This window comes from Solidesulfovibrio fructosivorans JJ] (assembly GCF_000179555.1).
GTDB lineage: Bacteria > Desulfobacterota > Desulfovibrionia > Desulfovibrionales > Desulfovibrionaceae > Solidesulfovibrio > Solidesulfovibrio fructosivorans.
In genome coordinates this window covers 1-23,669 of sequence record NZ_AECZ01000001.1, presented here as the reverse complement: position 1 = coordinate 23,669, position 23,669 = coordinate 1, and the positions used below count along the sequence as shown (strand labels likewise).

The 23,669-nt window shown below is 64.3% G+C and carries 20 protein-coding genes and 1 tRNA gene; 9 read left to right on the top strand and 12 right to left on the bottom strand.

The features are described 5' to 3' along the window. The first annotated feature begins 25 nt into the window (after positions 1–25). From DESFRDRAFT_RS00100 to DESFRDRAFT_RS00075, 6 genes are all read left to right on the top strand, one after another. Complete coding sequence (locus tag DESFRDRAFT_RS00100) at positions 26–838, top strand: phosphoribosylformylglycinamidine synthase subunit PurQ (protein ID WP_005989923.1); 813 nt, start codon at positions 26–28, stop codon at positions 836–838. Positions 839–1,186: 348 nt separating this feature from the next. Continuing rightward, positions 1,187–1,744, top strand: coding sequence for a tRNA adenosine(34) deaminase TadA (tadA, locus tag DESFRDRAFT_RS00095; protein WP_081458380.1), 558 nt, complete (start codon positions 1,187–1,189; stop codon positions 1,742–1,744). Positions 1,745–1,810: 66 nt separating this feature from the next. Beyond that, positions 1,811–1,904, top strand: a tRNA-Ser gene (locus tag DESFRDRAFT_RS00090). Positions 1,905–2,202: 298 nt separating this feature from the next. Then, positions 2,203–3,039, top strand: coding sequence for a tRNA glutamyl-Q(34) synthetase GluQRS (gene gluQRS, locus DESFRDRAFT_RS00085; protein ID WP_005989920.1), 837 nt, complete (start codon positions 2,203–2,205; stop codon positions 3,037–3,039). A 220-nt stretch (positions 3,040–3,259) separates the two neighbouring features. Continuing rightward, a complete protein-coding gene (locus DESFRDRAFT_RS00080; protein WP_005989918.1) occupies positions 3,260–4,420 on the top strand; it encodes an NAD(P)H-dependent flavin oxidoreductase in 1,161 nt (386 codons plus the stop codon). Between the two features lie 182 nt (positions 4,421–4,602). Next, entirely contained in the window at positions 4,603–5,109 is a 507-nt protein-coding gene (locus DESFRDRAFT_RS00075; RefSeq protein WP_005989916.1) for a hypothetical protein, read from the top strand. A 312-nt stretch (positions 5,110–5,421) separates the two neighbouring features. Here the strand turns inward: DESFRDRAFT_RS00075 and thiD are convergent, their stop codons facing one another. From thiD to DESFRDRAFT_RS00030, 10 genes are all read right to left on the bottom strand, one after another. Then, positions 5,422–6,249 carry a bifunctional hydroxymethylpyrimidine kinase/phosphomethylpyrimidine kinase gene (gene thiD, locus DESFRDRAFT_RS00070; RefSeq protein ID WP_005989914.1) on the bottom strand — a complete coding sequence of 276 codons (828 nt, stop codon included), beginning with the start codon at positions 6,247–6,249 and terminating at the stop codon, positions 5,422–5,424. 3 nt (positions 6,250–6,252) lie between these two features. After that, positions 6,253–7,224 (bottom strand): lysylphosphatidylglycerol synthase transmembrane domain-containing protein, encoded by a 972-nt coding sequence (locus DESFRDRAFT_RS00065; RefSeq protein WP_005989913.1) that lies wholly within the window; start codon positions 7,222–7,224, stop codon positions 6,253–6,255. Positions 7,225–7,272: 48 nt separating this feature from the next. Further along, the gene (recD2, locus tag DESFRDRAFT_RS00060; protein WP_005989911.1) at positions 7,273–9,465 is read right to left on the bottom strand and encodes an SF1B family DNA helicase RecD2; all 2,193 of its coding nucleotides are present in this window, start codon (positions 9,463–9,465) and stop codon (positions 7,273–7,275) included. 14 nt (positions 9,466–9,479) lie between these two features. After that, the gene (recR, locus tag DESFRDRAFT_RS00055; RefSeq protein ID WP_005989909.1) at positions 9,480–10,094 is read right to left on the bottom strand and encodes a recombination mediator RecR; all 615 of its coding nucleotides are present in this window, start codon (positions 10,092–10,094) and stop codon (positions 9,480–9,482) included. 125 nt (positions 10,095–10,219) lie between these two features. Further along, positions 10,220–10,381, bottom strand: a complete 162-nt coding sequence (locus tag DESFRDRAFT_RS22440) for a hypothetical protein (RefSeq protein WP_158306953.1) — start codon at positions 10,379–10,381, stop codon at positions 10,220–10,222. A gap of 100 nt (positions 10,382–10,481) precedes the next feature. Further along, positions 10,482–10,793 (bottom strand): YbaB/EbfC family nucleoid-associated protein, encoded by a 312-nt coding sequence (locus DESFRDRAFT_RS00050; protein WP_005989906.1) that lies wholly within the window; start codon positions 10,791–10,793, stop codon positions 10,482–10,484. A 25-nt stretch (positions 10,794–10,818) separates the two neighbouring features. Then, entirely contained in the window at positions 10,819–12,615 is a 1,797-nt protein-coding gene (gene dnaX, locus DESFRDRAFT_RS00045; RefSeq protein ID WP_005989904.1) for a DNA polymerase III subunit gamma/tau, read from the bottom strand. Between the two features lie 48 nt (positions 12,616–12,663). Next, the gene (locus DESFRDRAFT_RS00040; RefSeq protein ID WP_005989901.1) at positions 12,664–13,587 is read right to left on the bottom strand and encodes a branched-chain amino acid transaminase; all 924 of its coding nucleotides are present in this window, start codon (positions 13,585–13,587) and stop codon (positions 12,664–12,666) included. 136 nt (positions 13,588–13,723) lie between these two features. Next, complete coding sequence (locus DESFRDRAFT_RS00035; RefSeq protein ID WP_005989899.1) at positions 13,724–15,502, bottom strand: methyl-accepting chemotaxis protein; 1,779 nt, start codon at positions 15,500–15,502, stop codon at positions 13,724–13,726. Positions 15,503–15,750: 248 nt separating this feature from the next. Further along, positions 15,751–16,524, bottom strand: coding sequence for a tetratricopeptide repeat protein (locus tag DESFRDRAFT_RS00030; protein ID WP_005989896.1), 774 nt, complete (start codon positions 16,522–16,524; stop codon positions 15,751–15,753). 180 nt (positions 16,525–16,704) lie between these two features. On the opposite strand from DESFRDRAFT_RS00030, the gene DESFRDRAFT_RS00025 reads away from it, so the two are divergent. From DESFRDRAFT_RS00025 to DESFRDRAFT_RS00015, 3 genes are all read left to right on the top strand, one after another. Continuing rightward, positions 16,705–17,991 (top strand): HD-GYP domain-containing protein, encoded by a 1,287-nt coding sequence (locus DESFRDRAFT_RS00025; protein WP_005989894.1) that lies wholly within the window; start codon positions 16,705–16,707, stop codon positions 17,989–17,991. Positions 17,992–18,021: 30 nt separating this feature from the next. Continuing rightward, on the top strand, positions 18,022–21,909 hold the full coding sequence (locus DESFRDRAFT_RS00020; protein WP_005989892.1) for a class I adenylate cyclase: 3,888 nt from the start codon (positions 18,022–18,024) through the stop codon (positions 21,907–21,909). Positions 21,910–22,124: 215 nt separating this feature from the next. Further along, the gene (locus tag DESFRDRAFT_RS00015) at positions 22,125–22,568 is read left to right on the top strand and encodes a methyltransferase family protein (RefSeq protein ID WP_233489525.1); all 444 of its coding nucleotides are present in this window, start codon (positions 22,125–22,127) and stop codon (positions 22,566–22,568) included. 63 nt (positions 22,569–22,631) lie between these two features. Here the strand turns inward: DESFRDRAFT_RS00015 and DESFRDRAFT_RS00010 are convergent, their stop codons facing one another. Together DESFRDRAFT_RS00010 and DESFRDRAFT_RS00005 are read right to left on the bottom strand one after the other, a co-directional pair. Then, complete coding sequence (locus DESFRDRAFT_RS00010; RefSeq protein WP_005989888.1) at positions 22,632–23,102, bottom strand: hypothetical protein; 471 nt, start codon at positions 23,100–23,102, stop codon at positions 22,632–22,634. Then, positions 23,099–23,350 carry a helix-turn-helix domain-containing protein gene (locus DESFRDRAFT_RS00005; RefSeq protein WP_005989886.1) on the bottom strand — a complete coding sequence of 84 codons (252 nt, stop codon included), beginning with the start codon at positions 23,348–23,350 and terminating at the stop codon, positions 23,099–23,101. Before DESFRDRAFT_RS00005 ends, DESFRDRAFT_RS00010 begins: the two co-directional genes overlap by 4 nt. Positions 23,351–23,669 lie beyond the last annotated feature (319 nt).

The window sequence follows — 23,669 nt, the reverse complement described above, 5'->3', positions numbered from 1 at the left end:
AAGGAACCTCCGGGAGGATTCCCTTATGGCGCAGGTGCGCACCCTCGTGATCACCGGTTACGGCACCAACTGTGAAGTGGAATCGGCTCATGCCGCGAGCATGGCCGGTTCCGACGTCACGGACATCGTTTTTTTCTCCGACATCATCGCCGGCCGGACGCGGATCGACGCGTATAATTTCCTGATTTTCCCAGGCGGATTTCTCGACGGCGACGACCTGGGCGCGGCGCAAGCCGCCGCAGTGCGCTGGAAACACGCGCAAACCACGGACGGCGAAACCCTGCTCACCCAGCTCAAAACTTTTTTTGAAGCCGGCGGACTCATCCTCGGCATCTGCAACGGCTTCCAGCTGCTGGTCAAGCTCGGCCTGCTGCCGGCGCTCGGCGGCGACTATTTCGCCCGGCAGGTGAGTCTAGCCAACAACGACTCGGCCCGGTTCGAAGACCGCTGGGTCACTCTCGCCGCCAACCCGGCCAGCCCCTGCGTGTTCACCCGGGGCGTCGTGCGCCTGGACCTGCCCGTGCGCCACGGCGAAGGCAAGCTCGTGCCCATGTCCCAGGCCGTTCTCGACGACCTCGTGCGCACCGGGGCCGTGGCCCTGACCTACGCCGACCCGGCCTCGGGCGCGGCCACCATGGAATACCCGGCCAACCCCAACGGTTCGCCCCACGCCATCGCCGGCCTGACCGACCCGTCCGGGCGGATTCTGGGACTCATGCCCCATCCCGAGGCCTTCAACCACCCCACCAACCATCCGGGCTACACCCGGGGCGAACACCCCATGCTCGGCACCGTGCTGTTCGAAAACGCCGTGGCCCACCTGCGCGCCCATGCGTAGGAAGGGAAGAATTCAATAAAGATGCCTCAGGCGGCCAGGGGGAAACTTTTTTCAAAAAGTTTCCCCCTGAACCCCCTTCATAAACTTTTCAAGGGGGTTTGAGGCTGCACCGGGGCAATGGCGAGCAGGGAACGCATTGGTACGGTAGGATCTTATTTTTCACACGGATTGGGATATGTTACGCTCGATCCTTTGGCACTATCGGGGGACAAGAGTTTCCGGCCAGGGACGTGTCCCCGGGACCGGCTGGGGCAGGTCGGACGCGAAGGCGTATTCTTCAAAATATGCGCCGCACGCGGCCGCCCTGTCCCCAGCCGGTCAACCAGTAAAATAAGAATCGAATCACGTATGGCCCTACAACCAGCCAAACGATTTATCGCCGGACAAAATGAGGAGGGCACGCCCTTTCCCCCTTCCCCGCCGGGCTGGGCCAGCTTCGAGGCGGTGATGGCGCTGGCCCTGGAAAAAGCCCGGGGAGCGGCCGCCCAGGGCGAAGCGCCTGTCGGCGCGGTGGTGCTCTCGGCGGCGGGCGAACTGCTCGGCGCGGCCGGCAATGCGCCCATTACGCGCCACGACCCCACGGCCCACGCCGAGATTCTGGCCCTGCGCCAGGCCGCGGCCCACGTCGGCAATTACCGTCTGCCGGGTTCGATTATGGCCGTGACCCTGGAACCGTGCGTCATGTGCCTGGGGGCCATGATCCACGCCCGGGTGGGGCTGCTCGTCTACGGGGCGTCCGACCCCCGCACCGGGGCCATCGCCTCGATGCTGCCCGGTCCGGACCTGCCCTTTTTCAACCACCGTTTCGATGTGCTGTCCGGGGTGCTTGAAGCAACCTGCGGCGGGCTGTTGCGGGACTTTTTCCGGGAGCGGCGCAGCCGGCCGGCTGACACGGACAACGAATAAATGCTTGCCAAGACCACCCAAGAGGTGTATTTTTCCAAATTCGTTGCGCGTCTTTCTTTGACGAGCGGAGAGGTACCGAAGTGGTCGTAACGGGCCCGACTCGAAATCGGGTTGTCGGCTAATAACCGGCACGTGGGTTCGAATCCCACCCTCTCCGCCAATCAGCTTCCAACCAAGCCCCGCTGATTCCATCACCCCTTCGGGGCTTGTCTTTTTGGCTCATTTCTTCCAATGAGCTCTCTGTGTTTCATTGACAGCCGAGACACGTTTGGGGCAAAAACGGGGCAAAATCTGGCCCGACGCCGTTATTGAGTGAATTTTGCCCCACCTCATCGAAGTGAAGATTCCCCAATTCTTTCAAGCAAACTGTTCGGATACTCTCGGTGTATTCCGACGTCCTTGCCCCGTTCCCGAGATGTGTTCCTTCGTGGTCCCGCGTCTCGCCGGGCGCATATAACATGACCGTCACCCGCTTCGCGCCGAGCCCCACCGGTTTTTTGCACCTGGGGCACGCCTTTTCGGCGCTCACCGCCTTTTGCGCGGCGCGGGAAGCCGGCGGGCGCTTCTTGTTGCGCATCGAGGACATCGACCCTGTACGCTGCAAGCCGGCCTACACCCAGAAGATGCTGGAAGATTTGCACTGGCTGGGCCTGACCTGGGAGGAGCCCGTGCGAGTCCAGTCCGCGCATATGGCGGAATACGCGGCGGCGCTTGGCCATTTGCGCGCAAGGGGCCTCATTTATCCCTGCTTTTGCACGCGTCGCGAGATCGGGGAACTCGCCGCGCCCCAGGAAAACGACGACGTCGGCCCCATTTATCCGGGCACCTGCCGCAACCTGTCCGAATCCGAGCGCGCGGCGCGGGTCCGAACGCACCCCTGCGTCTGGCGGCTGGACATGGCCCGGGCCTGCGCCCAGGCGGGCGAACTGACCTGGCACGATGCAGCGCGGGGGGAAATACGGGCCGCCCCCGCCCGTTTTGGCGATGTCGTGCTGGCCCGCAAGGACGTTTTGACAAGCTACCATCTCAGTGTCACGGTCGACGACGCCTTGCAGGGCGTCACACTGGTCACCAGAGGCCAGGACTTGTTCGCGGCCACGGATATCCATCGTCTGTTGCAGGCTCTTTTGGATCTGCCGACACCCCGCTACCGCCACCATCCGCTTTTGCGCGATGCGACGGGCCGCCGCTATGCCAAACGCGACAAGTCCCTGACGCTGCGCGCCCTGCGCGAGGCCGGAAAAACACCGGCCGAGGTGCGCGCCATGGCCGGTTGCGACACTATTTCCCGTTGACCGCGCCCTGTGCGGCAAAACAGTTGCAAAATGAGGCAAACAACATTCTCATGCCTCGCAGCGAAGTTGGCACCGCTTCCCGGACCCAAAGCGCTTTTCGGCCGATGAATCCTGTTGCCTCTCTCGCCGCGCCCTGATACGCTCATCGAGCACCTATCTCTATGCTGGATCGCCTGACCGCCGCAACATTGCGCCCGTCTTTTAACCGTCTGGAGTTTGCTTGTCGTTCCCTTCCTTGACAATCGGTGACCTGTTTCTCCCCGTGGCCCTCGTCCAGGGCGGCATGGGAGTCGGCATTTCACTTTCCGGCCTGGCATCCGCTGTGGCCGCCTCCGGCGGCCTCGGCGTCATTTCCGCAGCGGGCATCGGCGTGAAAGAACCGGATTTTTCCTCCAATTATATCGAAGCCAACAACCGGACTCTTGCCAGGGAAATCCGGGCCGTTCGCGCCAAGACCGCCGGAGCCCTCGGCGTCAACATCATGGTGGCCATGGCCAACTTCGCCGACTTGGTCAAAACGGCCCTCAGGGAAAATGTCGACGTCATTTTCTCCGGCGCCGGCCTGCCTCTCGATCTGCCCTCCTACCTGACCGAAGGCTCCAAGACCAAGCTCGTGCCCATCATTTCCTCGGCCCGGGCCGCCGTCATCCTGTGCAAAAAATGGCTGTCGCGCTTCGGCCGCACTCCGGACGCCTTCGTGGTGGAAGGCCCCATGGCCGGCGGACACCTGGGGTTCAAGGCCGAGCAGATCGACGACCCGGCTTTTGCCCTGGAAAAACTCGTCACCGAGGTCGTTGCCGGCCTTGGCCCCTACACCGCGCCGAACGGATTGCCCATCCCGGTCATCGCCGCCGGCGGCGTTTACACCGGGGCCGACATCCGCCGCTTCATCACCCTCGGCGCGGCCGGCGTACAGATGGGGACCCGCTTTGTGGCTACCGACGAGTGCGACGCCGACGAACGCTTCAAGCAAACTTACATCGCGGCCACCGAACAAGATCTGGTCATCATCAAAAGTCCGGTGGGCATGCCCGGCCGGGCCATCCGCAACGGCTTCCTGGAGCGCGTCGCCAATGGCGACAAAACGCCCTCCTCCTGTCCGTACCATTGCATCCATTCCTGCGAGCACGGGAAAGCGCCCTACTGCATTACGTTGGCCCTGGCCAATGCCCAACGCGGACGGCTTACACAAGGCTTTGCCTTCGCCGGCCAAAACGCCTGGCGGGTGGATCGCATCATGCCTGTGGCCGAACTGTTCGAGGAGCTCACGGCGCAGTATGCCCAGGCCGAAGCGGCCGCGCTTTTGCCCCAGAATCAAGAAGTCGGGGAACAGGACGCGACCCAGGCCGATATCGTCCGACCGCTGGCGGCCTCCTTGTAGCGGCTCCAACGCGCCGGATAGGGAAACGCTCCTTTCCGGCGCGGGACCGGCCCCCCCGTTGGGCCGCCCGCCTGATGGGCTCACCGTCTTTGCCCGAATTCCTTGATTAGTTCCCGCGAAAAGAGGTATAGCGGCACATACGATTCTCCAGGTTACAACCCGACAACAGCAAGGGTTTTCGTATGATGCGCTTTCCTCTTTTTTCCTTTTTCCGACACAGCCTGATCGCGGCGACCGTGTTTCTTCTTCTGGCCTGTGCCGCGGCTCCCACCCTCGTGCTGGCCGAGGATCTCGGTCGGCCCAGCGCCTATGTCTCCATGCAGATCGGCCAAGGCGGATTCATCCTGAGCGCCACGGGCGGCCGGGGCGAAGTGACCTTCAAGGGACGTACGTATCCCTTCAAGGTCGGCGGGTTGGGCGTCGGCGGCCTGGGCGTGTCGAAGGTCACCGCCGTCGGGGAAGTCTACCGCCTCAAGCGGCTGGAAGACTTTCCCGGAGCCTTTTTCCAAGCGCGCGCCGGCTTCACGGCCATTGAGGGCAAGGGCGTGCAGTGGCTGGAAAATACCAATGGCGTCATCTTGAAGTTACGCTCCACCAGCAAGGGAGTGTCGCTCAATTTGGGCGCGGACGGCCTCAAAATCGAGATGGGTCCCATGAAGCCCCGGCACGGCGGCAAGCCCAAGGGCTAACGCCGGGCCATCCCTTTCGAAAAGCCGGCGATTCGCCTCCGGCATGATGCATGGCCCACGCACGGGCCGCCTTCTCCGCATCTCGCCCCGTCCCACGGCCCGGCGCTTCTCGCATGGCGTCTGCCGGACGGCATGGTGGCGCGCCTCCTGGAGGGAGGCTACCTTTGCCCGCGCTGCCGCAACAAGACCTTGCGGTTTACCCGGGCCGGCTTTTGGGATTGATCCGAAGGGACGGTTCGATGCACGAAACGGCGTGAGCAGCGGACACGGGGCCGCTTGCCGTCGGTCAAATCAGTCGGAAAACGACAGCGCTCAGTCGTCGAGAAGCCGCTGGTACGGCGCCAGATGATTGACCGGGCCGTCGCCGCCGCCAAGGTCCCAGGCCGTTTCCAGGGTGAGTTGGAGATAGTCGCGGGCGGTTTCCACGGCCTCGGGCAAGGATTTGCCCAAAGCGAGCTGGGCGGCGATGGCCGCGGACAGGGTGCAGCCCGTGCCGTGGGTATTGCGCGTCGCGACATGGGGCCGGACATATTCCCGGACCGTGCCCTGGGCGGTCACGAGCAGGTCCGTCACCAGCGCCGCCCCCCCGTCCTTGCCGGCCGGGGAAAAATGGCCGCCTTTGACAAGCACCGCCTTGACGCCCTTCGCAAGCAACCGCTCGGCCGCCTCACGGGCGTCCGCCGGGGTGTCGATGTCCATATCTGCCAGAAGCGCCGCCTCGTGGCGATTGGGCGTAAGCAGGTCGGCCAGGGGCAGCATGCGCGCCGTAAGCGCGGCGACGGCCTCGGACATAAGGAGCCTGGCCCCGGACTGGGCCACGCATACGGGGTCGACCACCAGCGGAAAGTCCTTGCCGGAAAGTCCCTGGGCCACGGCCTCGATGATCGGTTCGGAAAAAAGCATGCCCGTCTTGGCCGCCCGGAGGGGAAAATCGGCCATGACCACGCGCAACTGCTCGGCAACGAAACAGGGGGTGGGCGCTTCGATGGCCGTAACCCCGCGCGTATTCTGGGCGGTCAAGGCGGTTATGACCGAAAGGCCGTAGGCCCCCTGCATCATGATGGCCTTGAGGTCGGCCTGGATGCCGGCCCCGCCGCCGCTGTCCGAGCCGGCGATGGTCAATACGCACGGTGGCCGCATAGGCTAGGCCTCCTCCACTTCGCCCAGGGCTTCCTCGCTTTCCCGGATCTTGCGCAGGGACAGGCCGCTCTTGGCCAGGACCATCAACCCGGTGACGGTGATGGGGATGTACTGCACCATGTGCAGCACCAGCCCGGCCGCCAGGGCTTGCGAGCGGTCCATGCCGAAAAGCCCCAGGGAAAAGACCACCGCCGCCTCGAACACCCCGAGCGCCCCGGGCGAGGACGGCATGGCCATGCCGAGCGAGGAAATAACGAACACCGCCGCCGCATGGCCCCAGGACAGCTGCATCTTGGCCACCCATAAAAGGACCAGAAAGGTGGTGCTGGCGTAAAAGGCCCAGCAGACGGCCGTATACAGGCCAAGCACCATCATGAAGCCCGGGGTGACGCCGTGCAGGACCTGCAGCTTCAGCTCGGCCAGAAACTCGGCCAGCCGGTTGGACGGCATCTTGTCGATGATGCGGCCCACGAAATCGGGAAAGGTCCGCACCACCCACAAAGCGGCCCAAATGCCGCCGACCCCCACCGCCAGGGGCACGAAGGCCATCCTGAGTTTGAAATGAAACGCCACGACCAGGCCCATGGCCAAAATGGCGTTAAGGTCGAAAAACCGTTCCCAAAAGACCATGGTGATGCTGCGCGACAGGGAAAAATGGCATTCACGGCGCAGGTAAAAAGCCTTGGCGAGCTCGCCCAACTTGGCCGGCACGATGTTGTTGACGGCCATGGACATGAGAAAGGCCTTGAAGCACAGCCAGTTGCCGGCTTTGAACCCGGAGAGGAAGTTGAGACGCAAGGCCATGACCCCGTAGCCGACGAAAGAAAATGCCGTGGTCCAGAGAAGGGCCATGTCGTCGTAACGGACGAGCGTCGCCCACAGCTGGGCGAAGTCGATGCCCCAGAAGGCGTAGACGAGGCATCCGCCGACAAGGATGACCCGGAGGACCAGGCTGGCGGCCTTTTTCACGAGCATCGCGGACCGCTCCCTGCCATGCCCGGCGCGCGGCCGGCCGTGCTGCTATCACGCTGCATTGAAAAGCTCCCGAAGCCGATAGTTGAGATGGGTGAACCGGGCGTCGCCGCCGGCGTTTTTGAGCCCCAGGTTGAGCGCGCGCCGGCTGCCGATGATGACGGCCAGACGCCTGGCCCGCGTCAGGGCGGTATAGATGAGGTTGCGGCGCAACATGACGTAGTGCTGGGTCAGGATCGGCACGACCACGGCCGGATATTCGCTGCCCTGGGACTTGTGGATGCTGATGGCATAGGCCGGGGCCAGCTCGTCAAGTTCCGTGCGGTCATAGGCGACGCTGCGGCCGTCAAAGGACACCAGCAGTTCGCCCTCGGACGCGTCGACTTCCACGATGTGTCCCATATCGCCGTTGAAAACGTCCTTTTCGTAGTCGTTCTTGGTTTGCAGCACCCGGTCGTGCAGACGGTAATGCGTCGTGCCGCGCACCAATTCCGGCCCCTTGGGGTTGAGCCGGCCGCGCAGGGCCTCGTTGAGCGACTGCGTCCCGGCTTCGCCCTTGTGCATGGGCGAAAGCACCTGGACGTCGCGCATGGGGTCGAGCCCGTAGACGCAGGGGATGCGTTCGCAGACAAGCGTCGCGATCATGTCCCGCACCATGGCCGGCTCGTCCATCTCCACCCAGAAGAAATCCGCCTCCGGGGCCGGCTTGGGCGCGGTCTGCGGAAACTGGCCCTGGTTTATCCGGTGGGCGTTGACCACGATCATGCTCTCCTGGGCCTGCCGGAAAATATGGGTCAGCCGGGCGCTGCCCACGGCCTGGCTGGCCAGGATGTCCTCGAGCACGTTGCCGGCTCCGACCGAAGGCAGCTGGTCCGCGTCGCCGACCAGGATCAGCCGGGCCGTAAACGGCAAGGCGCGCAGCATATGGGCGCAAAGCCTGGCGTCGAGCATGCTGGCCTCGTCCACCAGCAGCACGTCGGTTTTGAGCTTGTTGTCCTCGCACAAGGCGAACGTGCCGTCCGGGGCCGACTGCAACAGCCGGTGCAGGGTCGCGGCCGGCACGCCGGTAGCCTCGGAAAGCCGCTTGGCCGCTCGGCCCGTCGGCGCGGCAAGTTTGACTTTTAAAGACAACTTGTCAAGGGCGGCCACCACCATGCGGGTGATGGTGGTCTTGCCCGTGCCCGGGCCGCCGGTGATGACGAAGACCTTTTCAGCGCAGGCGTCCACGGTCGCCTGCCGTTGCTCCGGGGAAAGCTGGAGCCGCGCTTCGGATTCCAGGGCCGGCAGGATCTTTTCCACCTTGCCCCGCAAGTCCGCACCGGGATGGGTGGCCAGCTCGTGGAGACGCCGGGCGATTTCCACTTCCAGGGCGTAATAATGGCGCAGATAAACGGCGGCCTCGATGTTGCGGTCCGGCATGGGCTCGATTTTTATACGCTTGAGCGCCTCCAGGGAGGCAAGCGCCTCTTCCAGGCGCTCCGGGGACACGTCGCCGACCATGGCCGCGGTTTTTTCGAAAAGCAGGTCGCGCGGGACGAACAGATGCCCCTGGTCGCCCATGGAAAAAAGAACGTAGACCAACGCGGCTTGGATGCGCTCGGGGCTGTCCGGGGCAAAGCCCAGGCGCAGGGCCATGTTGTCGGCGGTCTTGAAGGCGATGCCGCGAATCTCGTAGGCCAGTTCGTAAGGGTTGGCCCGGATGCGCGCCTCGGCTTCGTTGCCGTAGAGCTTGAAAATCTTGCCGGCGTGGGTGGTCGCGATCTCGTGGGTCTGGAGAAAAAGCATGAGTGATCGCACTTCGTGCTGCGCCTGCCAGGACGCCACGATCTCCTTGAGCTTCCTTTTGCCCACACCCTCCACGGCCAGAAGCTTTTCGGGCTCCGTGTCGAGGATATCAAGCACCTTTTCGCCGAAGGCGTCGACCATGCGCGTGGCGAGCACCCCGCCGACGCCCTTGATCATGCCCGAGGCGAGGTAGCGCCGGATGCCGTTAATGGTGGCGGGCATCTCACGCGCGGCGACGCTCACCTGGAACTGGCGTCCGTATTTGGGATGGGTGACCCAGGTGCCGGTGACGCGCAGCATCTCGCCGGGGGTCACCGGCCCGATGTTGCCGACAATGGAAAACGGCCCCGGCTCATCCTTGGATTTGACCCGGGCGATAAGGTAGTTCGTCTCCTCGCTGAAAAAGGTGACGGACTGCACTTCCGCCGAAAATTCGTTGGCTGGCGCCGCATCGGCCATGGCGGATGCTTGCCTCACAGATCCTGACGGTAGCGCAAGGATTGGGACAGGGTTTCCTTATCCACGTATTTGACCTCGGTCCCCAGCGGAATGCCCTGGGCCAGACGCGTCAGACGCACGTTCGGGAATTCCCGGGCCAGAAGGTTTTTTATGTGCGAGGCCGTGGATTCGGCGGCAAGCGTCGCTCCCAGGGCCAGAATGCACTCGGCGATGTCGCCCTCCCGCAGACGCGCGCGCAAGGCGTCCAGACGCAGGTTGCCGGGCGTCACGCCGTCGAGGGGGTCGAGCAGGCCGCCGAGCACGAGGTAATACCCGCCGAACTGGGCCGTTTCCTCGAGCAGCATGATGGAATCCCACTGGGCCACGATGCACAGCTGGCGGGAATCGCGGGAAGGATCGGCGCACACCGGGCACACCGGCGTCTCGGACAGGCCGAAACAGCGTGAGCACAGGCAAAGCCGCTCCCGCAGGCGCAAAATCCCCTCACCTAGGGTTTCGGCCCGGCCGCGCGGCCATTCGAGCAGGGTCATGGCCACCTTGAGTGCCGACTTGGGGCCGAGCCCAGGCAGGCGGGCGAGCTGTTCGACCAACTCCACCAGCGGCGCGGGCAATGTCGTCTGTACTGCCATTGTTGCGTTCTATCCGATGCTCTCGGTGAGGCAGCGTCCCGGGTTGACCGTCGGGGGCACAGTGTTTTCCGTTAAGGTCGACGCCGCGTTTTCGTTGGATTTCATCGGGGTTCGTCCGGATTCGTTCATGCGGCTGGCTGGTCGTTCGCCCCATACCAAAAGGCAATTCCCGGCTTCGGTTCGGGATATGCGCCAATGGCGAAATATCCTTCATACAACAGCAACACTTTGTCTTTATGAGAGAAAAATCTTCCACCATTTCCGAAAAAATGCCAGAAGCCTTTCATCCCTTACCGAATCCGCTTCCAACCCCTATTGAAAGTTTTTGAAGGGGGGCCAGGGGGAAACTTTTTGAAAAAAGTTTCCCCCTGGCCGCCGGAGGCGCCTCTAGAAAAGTCCCGGCATCTTGATGCCGCCGGTAAGCTGGCCCATTTCCTCTTCCATCATGGCCTTGGCCTTCTTGAGGCCGTCGTTGACGGCGGCGAGCACCAGGTCCTGGAGCATCTCCACGTCATTCGGGTCCACGACGGTCTTGTCGATGGCGATGGACTTGAGCTCATTGGCCCCGGACACCACCGCCGTGACCATGCCGCCGCCGGCCGATCCCTCGATGGTGCGTTCTTGAAGCTCTTCTTGAAGTTTCGCCATTTTCTTTTGCATTACCTGGGCTTGGCGCACCAGCTCGTTCATTCCCTTCATGGTGAACCTTCCTTGTGTCCCGCTGTCAGCGGGGCTTGCGTTCGATGATCTCGGCGTCGAAATCGGAAACAGCCTGACGCACTTCGGGCCGGCTGTCGATATAGGCGCTGAGCGTTTCGCCGGACATACGGCCCGTGTCTGGCTCGGCCGTATCCACGCGCACGGCGACGCCGGGGCCGAAATATTGGGCGGCCAGGGCATCGAGCTGGCGCAGTTTGTCCGGATGGCTGAGCTGGCTGCGATGAAAGGCGTTGGTGCAGAGGATGCGCACCTGGCCGGGTTCGGGGTCCGGGACAAATTCGCCGCGCGCCTGCTTGAGCCCGGAGATTTCACCGCTTTTCATGGCAAAACGCTTGAATCCGTCCCAGTTTCGGGGCCCGGACGGGGCAGCGGTCGCACTCTGGGGGGGAGCCGGATGTTCGGCCACGGCGGCATGGCCGGCGGCGGACGGCGATTGCCTCGCGGCATAACCTCCCTGCCCGTGGGGTGGCGGCGCTGCGGTTCCGGTCGAAGCGCCTGGAGCGGGCGTGGACGGCGACGGCGCGAAACGACGCGGCGCGGGGCGGGACGAGCCCTGGGGATGGCCCCCATGCGACTGCGCTCCGTAGGGCGTCCCCGGCCCGGCCGGAGACCGGGGGGAAGTCCCGCTTGCGGGCGCGCCGCCCGGAGCGGACCCGGCCGAACGCTCCGGCGGGACGGAACAGGAGGCAAGATTTTGCAGGGGGAGCAGGTTCGGCAGATAGGCCATGTTGAGCAGCAGCAGTTCCAGGGACAGGGCCGGCTCCAGGCTGGTCAGCACCCGGCGCTGGCCTTCCAGCGTCATCTGCCAACAGGCGTGGATGTGGGCCGCGTCGAATTTGCCGGCCCAATCGAGCCAAAGCCCGCTGTCCTCGGCCGGCAGATCGACCACGGACAGTCCTTTTTGCCCGGCCTGGCGCAATAAAAACAGATTGCGCCACATGCCAGCCAACTCCCGCAGAAAAAAACCGATGTCCAGGCCCTTCTCCAGCACTTGGCGCAACAACTCCACCACGGCCGGGCCGTCCTGGGCGTGGATGGCTTCGATCAGCCCGAAAAAAATGTCCTGACCGGCCAGCCCCAGCACCCCTCGGGCATCGGCTTCGGTCAGTTCCGCCCCGCCAAGGGCCAGCACCTGCCCCAGAAGCGACATGGAATCGCGTACGCTGCCCGCGCCGCGCCGGGCGATGAGGCTTACGGCCGTGGATTCGTAATGGATGGCCTCGCGGTCGAGCACGCCGGCCAGATGGACCTCGAGCTCGGGCTGGGCCAGGCGCTTGAACAGGAAATGCTGGCAACGGCTGATGATGGTGGCCGGAAATTTGTGGGCCTCTGTGGTGGCCAGGATGAAGGTGACCCGGGCGGGCGGCTCCTCCAAGGTCTTTAAAAGCGCGTTAAAGGCCGCCGTGGACAGCATGTGGGCTTCATCGATGATGAAGACCTTGTAGCGGCTCTGGAGCGGCGCGTAGCCCACGTCTTCCTTGAGCTTGCGGGCGTCCTCCACCTTGCCGTGGGTGGCGGCGTCGATCTCGATGACGTCCGGGGAAACGCCGGCCGTGATCTGACGGCACTGGGAACAGACGTTGCAGGGTTCGGCCGTGGGCGCGCTCTCGCAGTTGAGCGCCTTGGCCAGCACGCGGGCGAGCGTCGTCTTGCCCACGCCGCGCGTGCCGCTGAAAAGGTAGGCCGGCGCGATCTTGTCCTCGGCCGCGGCCCGGGACAGGATGCGCTTGATGGCGTCCTGGCCGGCGACGTCGGCGAAACGCTGGGGCCTGTATTTGGCGGTAAGACTGGTGGTGCTCATGAAGGGTATCCGGGCGGCCCCGCTTTTGGGGACCGCCCGGGTGTAGTACTACAGACCGTACTTGTACAGCCAGTCGGCATGGGCCGGATTTTCGCCCTTGACGACCTTGAAGAAGGCCGTCTGGAGCGCCTTGGCCACCGGACCGGCATGGCCTTCGCCGATGACGCGGCGGTCGACGGCCCGGATAGGGGTCAGTTCGGCGGCCGTTCCGGTGAAGAAGACTTCGTCGGCCACGTAGACCTCGTCGCGGGTGAAGAACTGCTCCACCACCTCGTAGCCGAGTTCGCGAGCCACGGTAAGGACGCTGTCGCGGGTGATGCCGGCCAGGACCGTGGTCAGGGGCGGCGTTTTGATGACGCCGTCCTTGACGATGAAGATATTCTCGCCCGAGCCCTCGGCCACATAGCCGGCGGCGTCGAGCATCATGGCCTCGTCGAACCCGTCGGCCAGGGCTTCCATCTTGGCCAGCACCGAGTTGACGTAGTTGCCGGCGGCCTTGGCCTTGGTCATCATGGAGTTGACGTGGTAGCGGGTGTAGCTCGAGGTGCGGATGCTGATGCCCTTTTCCAAGGCTTCCGCGCCGAGGTAGGCCCCCCACGGCCACACGGCAATGGACAGCCGGATGGGGTTGTCGGCGGGATTGACGCCCATGGAGCCGAAACCGACGAACACCAGCGGCCGGATGTAACCGGCGGCCATCTTGTTGGCCTTGAGGGTTTCCACGCAGGCGGCGGCTACCTGTTCTTGGGTGAAAGGAATGGTCAGTCCCAGGATCTTGGCGGACCCGAACAGCCGGGCCGTGTGTTCCTTGAGGCGGAATACAGCCGAGGAACCGTCGACGCACTCGTAAGCCCGAATACCCTCGAACACGGCGTAGCCGTAATGCAGGGCGTGGGTGAGGACATGCACGTTGGCCTGATCCCAGGGCGTAAGCGTGCCATCCATCCAGATGAAATCAGTACGAAGCCCCATTTTCCTTCCCCCGTTGCGTCTGTCCGCCGCCGAAACCATTCCGGCGGCGACTGTTGTGTCGCGCTTGCGTGACGTTTGGAACGTAAACGTGGCATTCTAGGGGTTTTCACCCGGGGGGTCAAGAGGGTCGGCCGTCTCAGGCCGGCAAAGCCGCCTGGCCGGAACCGCGCAGCTCGTCGATGAGCCCCTGCAATATCCTGGTCTGCTCGCCAAGGCCCGTCACGGTCAGGGCCGCGCGTTCCATGGCCTCGGCCGTTTCCCCGGACACCCGGTTGACGTCGGCGATGGAGTTCTCGATGGCGTCGGTGGCGGCGGATTGTTCCTGGGAAGCGGCGGCAATGGAACGAACCTGGTCGGCGGCGGTTTCCACGAGGGAGACGATGGCGTCAAGGGCCTGCCCCGATTCGCCGGCCAGGGCTGTGGCCGATTCGATGACGGTCACGGCCTCGCCCACGCCGTCAGCGCTTTTGCGGGTGCCGGCCTGGACGTCGCGGATGGCCTGCCCCACCTCGGCCGTGGCGGTCATGGTCTTTTCGGCCAGCTTTCGCACCTCGTCGGCGACCACGGCGAAGCCGCGCCCGGCCTCGCCGGCCCGGGCCGCCTCGATGGCGGCGTTTAAGGCCAGCAGGTTGGTCTGGTCGGCAATATCGGAAATGACGCCGAGAATATTGCCGATGCCCTCGGCCCGGTTGCCCAGTTCGGCCATGTCCTTGGCCAGGGAAAGCGCCTTGTCCCTGGCGGCGGTAATGCCGTCGACGGCCTTGCGCACCACTTCGGAACCGGCCATGGCCCGCTCCCGGGCCTCGGACGCGGTCTCCGAAGCGGTGGCGGCGTTTTGGGCCACATCGAGCACGGTGGCGCTCATCTGGCCCATGGAGGCGACGGTTTCCGAAAGCCGCCCGGCCTGCTCGTCCGCGCCTTGCGTGGCCTGCGCCGTGCGTTCGGCCAGTTCGGCCGCCGCGTCGGTGAGGACGGCCACCACATCGGCCAGACATCTGGAGGCGTCGAGCATGCCCTCCTCGCGCGCCTTTTCGGCGGCCAAACGGTGGGCGTCGGCCTCCGCCGTGGCGTCGCAGGCTTTTTGGGCCTCGGCGGCGGCTTCCTCACCCCGCTTTCTGGCCGCTTCCAGGCTCTCCCGCAGCGAAGCCAGCATCCGGCGCAAGGCGTCGGCCAGCTCGCCGATCTCGTCGCGCCCCGTGACGGTCAGGCGCGCATCCAGATTCCCGTCGGCCACCGCCCGGGCGAAGGCCACGCCCTTGCGCAGCGGCCGCACGATGGAAAGGGTGACAAGGGTGCCCAGGGCGATGGAAAGAAGCAGACAAGCCGCGCCGGCCACGATCAGAACCATGCCGCGCCGGCCGGCTTCCTTTTGCACGGACAAAGCCATGGCGTCGGCCCCGGTCCGGCTGCGTTCCAGCAGAAAATTGAGCGCGGCCATGGCCTTGCGCAAGGAAATCATGGAGGTGCCGATGGACATGGTCAAGGCGTTGCTGCGCTTGTTGCGGGAGACGAGGTCCACCACCTTGGCGCTGGAGGCGCGCCAGTCGGCCAGGGCGGCGTTGAAGACCTTCCACTGGGCCGCCTCCTCGTCGCCGCGAAGGAGCCCCTCCACCATGGCCCTGCCCTGGTCGGCCAGGTCCAGGCCCTTTTGCAGGTTCTCGCGCTGCCGGTCGAATTCCTTGGAGTTGCCCAGTTCGGGAATGAGGATGGTGCGCTCGGCCGACTGGGCGGCGAGAATCCCCTCCTTGACGAAACCGAGCCCCTCCACGCAGGGCAGGGCCTCACCGGCCACATCCGAGACGCCGGCCCCGGTCTGGCGCAGCCCCTGATAGCCAAGAACCGCGATGCCCACGGTGATAAGCGAGGTGACGATCACGGAAACAAAAAGCCTGACCCCGACCTTGAACCGCCCCATGGCCGTCCCTCCCTGTAACTGCTTGGTTGGGAAATCTACGCCGGCTTCGTGCCGGATGCATGACGTAGGCGCAATAGTATTTCCGTTTATGCCATTTTTGTCAATTATGAAAGGGAAACCGGGATATTCCGGCGCAATGGACGATCACGAAGCGGAGAGGACGCGCACAAGCACAACCAGCAAGACAACCGAAGGCATTCGGAAAAGAAAGCATCATCGACAGGCACAACAGGCCCGAAACCGGCGGATCATTCGAGCGGCGGCTCCGGCGGCATCTCGCCGCGCCGCCTGGAATCGAGGTAGGCCATAAACGCCTTGCCCTCGGGAAATTCCGGATTGAGACGCAAGGCATGCGTCAACATCATCCGGGAACTTTTGAGCCGTCCCTTCTCATAGAGGGTCCTGGCCATGTTGTAGAGCAGGTGTTCATCTGTGCGGCACAGATGGTAGGCGCGGATGTAATAGCGCATGGCCTCGTCGTACATGCCGAGCTTGCGCATCTGAATGCCGAAATCGTTGAACAAATGCTTATGCTCCGGGGTGAACGCCGCCTCGATGCGCATGATTTTTTGAAAGACTATGTCCGCGTTTTGCTTCTCCTGGCGCTCAAGATAGGTAAGCCCCAGCCCGAACGTGGCCTTGACGTGTTCCTCGTCCACCCGCAGCACATTTTTGTATTCGAACTCCGCGGTGAAAAGTTCCTGCCGCTGCCGATGCCGATCCGCTGTGGCCACGGTCTCCTCCAGACGGCGCATGACCGGCACAAGTTTGTTGATGTAGATGGACGGCTCGGGCAGGTAGTCGGCCAGGAGGCTCTCCCTGGTGATAAAGCGCCTGGCGCCGGCGGGCATGAAATTGCGGCTCAAGCGCTGGATGAGGACGCGGCCGTCGTCCTGCTCCACGGCGTAGACGAAGATTCGCTGGCTCAGGTGGCCAATCCGTCTTTTTCCCTGAAATTCCTGGGCGTCGGTGGAAAAAACGCCCTTGACGGGTTTGCGTGGGGGCGGGGCGGAATTTTCCATAGGCAAGAGGGCTGCGCCTGACTACCATAGCCGTGGCCGGTATTTTCGGCAAGCCGCGCCCGGCGAGTTGACAGGTTTTTTCCCAGGCGCATATACCTTGAAATGCCTTGCGTTCGGCTGTCGGACGGCACGATGGCGTCCAGGCCGTGACCGGAGCCGCGCACTCAGGAAAAATGTCCCATGCACATCGACGAATACCCCATCCTGGTGGAACAGCTCTGCCCCGGACTTTTCATCCGCATCGACGAGCCGGGGCTCACCCACCCGTTCCCGGCCAAAGGGTTCAAGCTCAAAAGCGAGGCCGACGTGGCCAAGGTGCTCTCCCTCGGCCTGGCCCATGTTTTTTGCGTGCCGGACAAATCCGACCGCCTGCCCATTTCGCTGGAAGAGGTCGACGGCATGTCCGGCAAACCCCAGAAAGGGCCCTGGACCGCCGCCCGCACCCCGGTTTCGGCCGAACTCTCGAGCCTCAAGCGCGAAACCATCGAGCGCAACAAGGAGCGGCTCGAACGCTTCGCCAATTGCGAGCGACGCTACGCAAAGGCCATGGACAAGGTTGTCGAGGCCATAAAGCGCGTTTCCTCCCCCAGCGCCGAGGTGCTGGAAGCCGCCGGCGAAGTGGTCGGCCCCATGGCCGACGTCTTCCTGTCCGATCTCGATGTCCTCATCAACGTCATGACCGCCAAGATGCGGGAAGAGGCCAAGCACTACCACGCCTTAAACGTGGCCGTGCTGTCCATGATGCTGGCCAAGGAACTGGGCGTCGGCAAGACCGATATCGAGGAGGTCGGCCTTGGCGCGCTGTTCCACGACGTGGGCAAGGGCCGGGTGCCCATTCAGCGCTTCAGCAAGGGCAGTATGCTGACCATGAACAAGGTGCTCAAAGAATACTACATGGAGCACCCCAAGATCGGGGCGAAAATGCTGGCCGCCGTGCCCGGCTTTCCCACCGCCGCCCAATCCCTGGTCCTGCAACACCATGAGCACATCGACGGCTCGGGCTTCCCCGCCCGCCTCGCGGGTTCGGCCATCAGCCTCGGCGCGCGCATAGCCAGTGTGGCCGATGCCTACGACCGCTTCTGCAACGGCAAGGATGGCGAGGAAGGCGTAACGCCCCATGAGGCCATGAAGGCGCTTTACAAGCATCGCGCTTTTTACGACCCCAAGGCCGTCACCTTTTTTATCCGCAAGCTCGGCGTCTACCCGCCCGGCACGTTGGTGGAGCTGTCCAACGGCATGCAGGGCATGGTCGTCTCCGCCAACATGCGCGATTCCATGCGTCCTTCCATCAAGGTCTACCATCCCGACATTCCCAAACGCGAGGCGCTCATCATCGACCTTGTCATCGAGACGGAACTGACCGTGATCAAGGCCCTCAAACCGGTGGAACTGGCCCCGGACGTGCTCCACTATCTCAATCCCGGCAGACAGGTTTCCTACTATGTGGACGCCGCACCCCGCACATAGGGCCTTCGCCGCCATCCACCGGGGCACATCGTGACCCGGCCGGGCTCCCCGGCCCAAACCATCATGCGGACCCTGCGCACCGGCCTGTCCCAGCCGCCGGGTTCCGACCTGTCCCCCCTGGTTCCCCTGGCCCGGCAGGCCCTGGCCTTCATCGACCGGGGCGCCGTCAACGACCCGGCCACGGCCGGCGAAGCATCCGAATTGGCTTTTCTCCTGGCCGCGCTGCTCGCCGCCGGCGATGATCATTTCGCCAGGCAGGCCTTCGGGCTCCTTTTCCGCCTGGGCGTCGAAGGCGAGGTCCTGGCCGTCATTTACCTGGAAAAACTGCCCGAAGACCAGGCCATCTCCATCCTCGGCTCGCTCGGCGTCGAGGAAAAGCTCCTTTTCGCCAATGCCTTCTACCGCCGTCCCCGGCCTTCGCGTCCCAAAACGAACCAGTTCTGCCTCGAAATCATCGCCGACGTGGTCGAGCGCGTGCCCGACGAGCTGCTCATCCTGCTCGACCTTCTGGCCAACCGCCACGAATATCCGGCCCTGCCCGTGCGCAATGCCCTGGTGCGGGGACGGCTCGGCATGTGGCTGCACCGACTGTTGGAGATGGACCTTTCCGCCGAACAGACCCGGTATATGGCCCGGGTGATCGGCCGCCTGCGCGAACCCACGCTGATCGAAAAGCTGGCCCTGCGCCTCGGCGACATGGACGAGGTGTCCGCCGAAACGGTGTGTCTCGCCCTGGCCGAAACGCCCGGCGTCAACCCGGCCGTGGCGGCAAAACCCCTTCGAGCCCTGTTCGCAGCGCCGGAACCTTCGCTTGCGGCCGCCGCCCTGGCCGCCTTGGCCCGGTGCGATCCCGCCCAGGCCGCAACCGCCGCCGCCGCGTGCATCGCCGATGCGCCGGAGCGGCTGCTCGAACTGGGCGCATTTCTGACCAACCTGCCTCTGACCGCCTTTGGCCAGTTGCTGCGGGCGCTTCCGGCGGCAACGCGCCAGAGGACGCTGACCTCGGTCTATGCCATTTTGGCCGCGGCCATGCCCCGGACCATGGAAACCGCCGCCCGGGCCGCGCTCAAATCGGGCATCGCCCCCCCCGCCCTGGGGCAGATTCTCACCGACGACATGGCCGCCAGGGCCAGGGCCGCGGCGCGTCCTTTTCCCTCCCGTCCCACGATGCCCGGAGCTGCCACGGACCGACAGCAGGAACAAAAGGGACTTTGGCGGCGCGTCAAAACCATGGTGGGCGGCCCTGACGCGGACGCCCTCAACGGCAAGACCGAGGGGCTTCTCCGGACGCTCGCGGCCGGCGGCGAAATCAACAACTTCCAGGCGTCCTGGGCGCGTCTCGACGGCGTGCAGGTGACCGGAGCCGCCCTTTCCAAGGCCACGTTCCGGGCGACCAGCCTGGGGCATGCCGCGTTCGCCAAAACGACCTTCACCAATTGCCAGTTCACGGACGTCGGCTTCGAGGAAAGCTCGTTTTCCGAGGTGGCGTTTCGCGGCTGCCGCTTCGCCGACTGCCGGTTCAGCAAAAGCGTTCTCGAAAACGTTCGCTTCGACGCTTGCGAACTGCGGCTGTGCTCCTTTGCCTCGATTACAGGCCGCAACCTGGCCTTCGATGCGGTCGAAGCCTGGGAATGCGATCTGTATGGAGCCGCCGCCATCAACCTGAAGCTCTCCCGCTGCCGGTTTCGGGGCGTCAGCCTCGTGCGGGCGGCGTTGCACGAATTCTCGGCCCGGGGCGCGCTTTTTTCCGACTGCCTGTTCGAAATGGCCTCCTTTCCCCGGGCCAATTTGCGCGGCGTGCGCACCAAGGGCTGTTATTTCGCCGGATCACGCTTTTCCGGCGCCACGGACGAATCCGATATCCTGGGGGCCATGGCCAAGGACGAGGCCGAGGCCCTGGCCGAAACCGAACTGGACATCCCCCTGCCCGCGGAGCTTGCCTCGGGGCCGGGGCTGCGCCTTGTGGCCGCCTGTTGCGACGCGGCCTTTTTCTCCCGCGACCTGGCCCGGCGGCGACGGGCGCTCCTGGCCAACAACAAGCGCCGCCTGTCCTGGGCCAGAAGACGTCTTGGCGAGGAAGGCGCGGCTTTTCTGGACATGATGCCCGTGCTTATCGAAGCGCCCTTCGTGCGCGACGCCTCGGGCACGCGGCAAGCCCCGGCGGCGCGCATCGCCGGGTATTATCCCGACCTTCCCGCCGTGCGCCATGCCGCGCGCTACGGCGGTCGGACCATAGCGGACTGCGCAAGCCGTCCCCTGGCCCCCATCGGCGTGGAGTCGGTCTACACCATCGGCAGCATGGGCACCGTGGCCCAGGGCGCGGAGTCGGATCTCGACGTCTGGATATGCCTGAACGAAAAAGCGGCTTCCCGCCCGGATTACGCGGCCTTCCAGGAAAAGCTCGAAACCATCAGCCGCCAGGCCATGGCCGACCGTGGGCTTGAAATCCACTTTTTCTGCATGACCGTCGCCGATGTGCGCAACAATGTCTTCGGCTACTCCGAGGACGAGGGCTACGGCTCGGCCCAGGGCTGCCTGCTCAAGGAGGAGTTCTACCGTACGGCGCTGGTCGTCGCCGGCCGGAAACCGGCATGGTGGTGCATGGCCCCGCGCATCGCCCCGGAAGCCTACGCCAAGGCGTTGGCCGGCCTTGTCCGCTCCGAACCGGAAATCGCGGCCGACAGCCTCGATTTCGGCTGCGTGCAATCCATCGCCGGAGACGAATACTTCGGGGCCTCGTTGTGGATGATCGTCAAATCCTTAACGAGCCCGTTCAAATCCATCATGAAATTCGGGCTACTGGAAAAATACGCCGCCGCCCCGGGCACGCCGGAACTGCTGTGCGACACCCTCAAGCAGTCGATTTTCGCCAGTCTTGGCGGGCTTTGGCACTGCGACCCGTACGCCCTGCTCTTCCGCGAAGTCAGCCGGCATTACGAGCGTGCCGGACAGGCCGGCGCGGTGGAGTTGTTGCGCCAGGCCTTCATGCAAAAAACCGGATTCGATCCCTGCGAGGAATACATCGGCCGGGACGGCGATACCCTGCTCGACCATTATTTTCCCTATGCCCCGACGCCCGGCGGGGGGTGTCCGCCGCCGCCCAAACGGGAAACCAAGATCGGACAGGCGAGCTTCGCCGCGGCAACGGCCCTGGGCGACGCCATTACCCAATACTTTCTGCGCGCCTATGAACGGCTCAAGGAACGCAGCCGGGAACTGGCCAGCGGCGGCGGGCTGACCGAACGCGACCAGACCATGCTGTCGCGCCGCATCGCCGCCAGTTTCGGCCGCAAGGTCGGCAAGATCATGCGGCTGCCGTTCGTGCGGCCGGGGCATGACCTGTTTGATTCCCTGGAATTCGGCTACGAGGAGATCGCGCCCAGGGAAAAAGGCTTCGTGGTGCGCGGCGAGCCGCGAAGCGGCGGCGATCGCGGGGCGCGGACGCGGGAAACCGTGCGCCAGGACGCCTCCCTGCCGCGCCTTTGCGCCTGGATCGTGGCCAACGAACTCTATCGGCCGGGCATGCCCCTTGGCGCGTCGACCCTGCCGGCGCCGCTCACCCTGCCCGATGTCACCGGGCTGCTCGCGGCCATCCACAGCGCGTTTCCGGCCAGGGAGACCTTCGGCCCGCCCTTGTCCTGGGGGCTGGCCCCGGAACGCATCACCGCCGCCCTGATCGCGGTCAACCTGCTTACCCCGCGCGAGGAACGCCGCTCCGTGACGGCGGATGTGCTCTATGCAACAAGTTGGGGGGAACTTTTCCACGTGGTGCGGACCAAGGAACTCGAGGTGCTCGACGATTCCCCGGCCTTCTTCCTGACCGAAGCCGTGGAGACGCCCCTGGACCCCGAGTTGCGCCTCGCCCTGCACGCCCCGGTCAAATCCCAATGCCCCACCGGGCGTCAGGCCAGACGTTAAAAGCGCTTCGTACGCCTCGCTTCGGGGGCGCACCACCGCGGCACCCGCCACGCTGTCACGATTTTGTCACACAGATTGAGGTACCCGTAACCATGATTCACTCCTTTTTACCTCCCGGACTATGGCTTCTCTGGTTGCTCTATTGGCGGGCGACGGCAAAACGCGCCAAGCCCACGATCCGCAGGGACAGCGCCGGCTCGTACCGCGCGCAGGTGATGACGCTTATCCTTGCCGGAGCGCTCATGGCGCTGCCGTCGGACATGCTTCCCGGCTTCGGAGCGCGGTTCGCGCCGGCTGGAGAAGGGCTTTTCTGGATCGGAATCGGATTGACCGCGCTGGGCCTGCTTTTCGCCGCCTGGGCACGGCATTGCCTGGGGGCCAATTGGAGCGGTGTGGTGTCGATCCAATCCGGTCACGAGTTGGTGCGCACGGGACCGTATGCGCTAGTCCGCCACCCCATCTATACCGGCCTGCTGACGGCGTTCGCGGGTTCCGCCCTGACGCTTGGCCAGTGGCGCGGCGTGGCGGCGGTGGCGCTCGCCATCCTTGCGCTGTGGCGCAAATTGGCGCTGGAGGAACGGTGGCTCATCGAGGAGTTCGGAGAGCCTTACAAGGCCTACCGGCGTCGCGTTCGCGCCGTGATTCCCTTTTTGTTGTAATGGCCCCCGCCTGGCAAAAGCCGGGGCCATTACAAATGCCGACGTCTCTTTACGGGTGCGACATCAGACGCGATTTTCGCGAACGACCTCGACGGCCATGCCCGGCGGAACACGATAAAGCGCGTTGCCATCAAAGTTGTGCTGGGCCCGGAACCAGAGCCAGTAAAACGAAGGTTTGACGATGTGGCGGTTGCCGAGCCAGTCGAGCAGCATATGGCCCGACATGCCGATGGCCAGCCCCACACCCCAGGGCGCGGCCGCGCCCGTGCCGATGAGAAGCCACAAGAGAATCAGCCACTCGAAGCCGTGCATCACGAGATAGAGCTTCGTCAGCCGCCCTTCCTCGCAGCTTTTGAAAAAATCCTCCACCCCGCCCCAGCCACGATTGTGGATCACGTAGTCCGCCACGTGGTCGAGGTCCATGAGAACGCTGGAGAAACCGGCCATGAAACCGGCCGCCACACTTCCCCCGGCGGCGGCGTAACCGGCCACGGCCAGCGGGACGGCGCTTAAGCAATGCTGGTACAATTTCACTTGCGCAAGTCCTTTGCGGCCGCGCGTCCGGCCTCGGTCAGCCGGCCGCTGTAAGCCGAAATGTCGTATTGATAATAGCCCTTGTCGAAGAGAGCCCGGAAGAGCCGCCAGGCCTTTCCCGGCGCAAAGCCGAGCCGCGTCGCCACCTCGCCGGGCATGACGCGATCCGGGAAGGCCGTTTCCGGCTGCGCGGCCAATGCGGCCAGAAGCCGGACTGCCTCGGGGCTCAAGGGATCTTTCTCTTCCATGCGCTTCGCCGGGCCTTCAAATATCGGGCTCCCTGCGATGTTGCAAGTCCTCCCCTCGGAGAAGAAAGATGGATTTCGCCTCACGGGAATCCGTACTTTTCGGTTCATTCGGCTGGCTAGGGGGTGAATAAGTGAGTGAGTGGGTGGTTCGTTGATCCGTTGGTCGGTTCGCGGGTTGGCCGGGGCGCGGATGTCGGGATGATAAGCATCCCGTACGGAAGCAACAGCACGTTGTCCTGATTCCAACAGTCAAAACCGCCGACTCTGGCTGTGTTCTCCGAAAAGATTCAAGCTTTCCAAAATGTTGGAATTAAATAAT

What these genes read in the sequence shown, in the direction of transcription:
- DESFRDRAFT_RS00100 (WP_005989923.1), top strand. Translation starts at nt 26, where the DNA reads ATGGCGCAGGTGCGCACCCTCGTGATCACCGGTTACGGCACCAACTGT.
- tadA (WP_081458380.1), top strand. Translation starts at nt 1,187, where the DNA reads ATGGCCCTACAACCAGCCAAACGATTTATCGCCGGACAAAATGAGGAG.
- gluQRS (WP_005989920.1), top strand. Translation starts at nt 2,203, where the DNA reads ATGACCGTCACCCGCTTCGCGCCGAGCCCCACCGGTTTTTTGCACCTG.
- DESFRDRAFT_RS00075 (WP_005989916.1), top strand. Translation starts at nt 4,603, where the DNA reads ATGATGCGCTTTCCTCTTTTTTCCTTTTTCCGACACAGCCTGATCGCG.
- thiD (WP_005989914.1), bottom strand. Translation starts at nt 6,249, where the DNA reads ATGCGGCCACCGTGCGTATTGACCATCGCCGGCTCGGACAGCGGCGGC.
- DESFRDRAFT_RS00065 (WP_005989913.1), bottom strand. Translation starts at nt 7,224, where the DNA reads ATGCTCGTGAAAAAGGCCGCCAGCCTGGTCCTCCGGGTCATCCTTGTC.
- recD2 (WP_005989911.1), bottom strand. Translation starts at nt 9,465, where the DNA reads ATGGCCGATGCGGCGCCAGCCAACGAATTTTCGGCGGAAGTGCAGTCC.
- recR (WP_005989909.1), bottom strand. Translation starts at nt 10,094, where the DNA reads ATGGCAGTACAGACGACATTGCCCGCGCCGCTGGTGGAGTTGGTCGAA.
- DESFRDRAFT_RS22440 (WP_158306953.1), bottom strand. Translation starts at nt 10,381, where the DNA reads ATGAAAGGCTTCTGGCATTTTTTCGGAAATGGTGGAAGATTTTTCTCT.
- DESFRDRAFT_RS00050 (WP_005989906.1), bottom strand. Translation starts at nt 10,793, where the DNA reads ATGAAGGGAATGAACGAGCTGGTGCGCCAAGCCCAGGTAATGCAAAAG.
- dnaX (WP_005989904.1), bottom strand. Translation starts at nt 12,615, where the DNA reads ATGAGCACCACCAGTCTTACCGCCAAATACAGGCCCCAGCGTTTCGCC.
- DESFRDRAFT_RS00040 (WP_005989901.1), bottom strand. Translation starts at nt 13,587, where the DNA reads ATGGGGCTTCGTACTGATTTCATCTGGATGGATGGCACGCTTACGCCC.
- DESFRDRAFT_RS00035 (WP_005989899.1), bottom strand. Translation starts at nt 15,502, where the DNA reads ATGGGGCGGTTCAAGGTCGGGGTCAGGCTTTTTGTTTCCGTGATCGTC.
- DESFRDRAFT_RS00030 (WP_005989896.1), bottom strand. Translation starts at nt 16,524, where the DNA reads ATGGAAAATTCCGCCCCGCCCCCACGCAAACCCGTCAAGGGCGTTTTT.
- DESFRDRAFT_RS00025 (WP_005989894.1), top strand. Translation starts at nt 16,705, where the DNA reads ATGCACATCGACGAATACCCCATCCTGGTGGAACAGCTCTGCCCCGGA.
- DESFRDRAFT_RS00015 (WP_233489525.1), top strand. Translation starts at nt 22,125, where the DNA reads ATGACGCTTATCCTTGCCGGAGCGCTCATGGCGCTGCCGTCGGACATG.
- DESFRDRAFT_RS00005 (WP_005989886.1), bottom strand. Translation starts at nt 23,350, where the DNA reads ATGGAAGAGAAAGATCCCTTGAGCCCCGAGGCAGTCCGGCTTCTGGCC.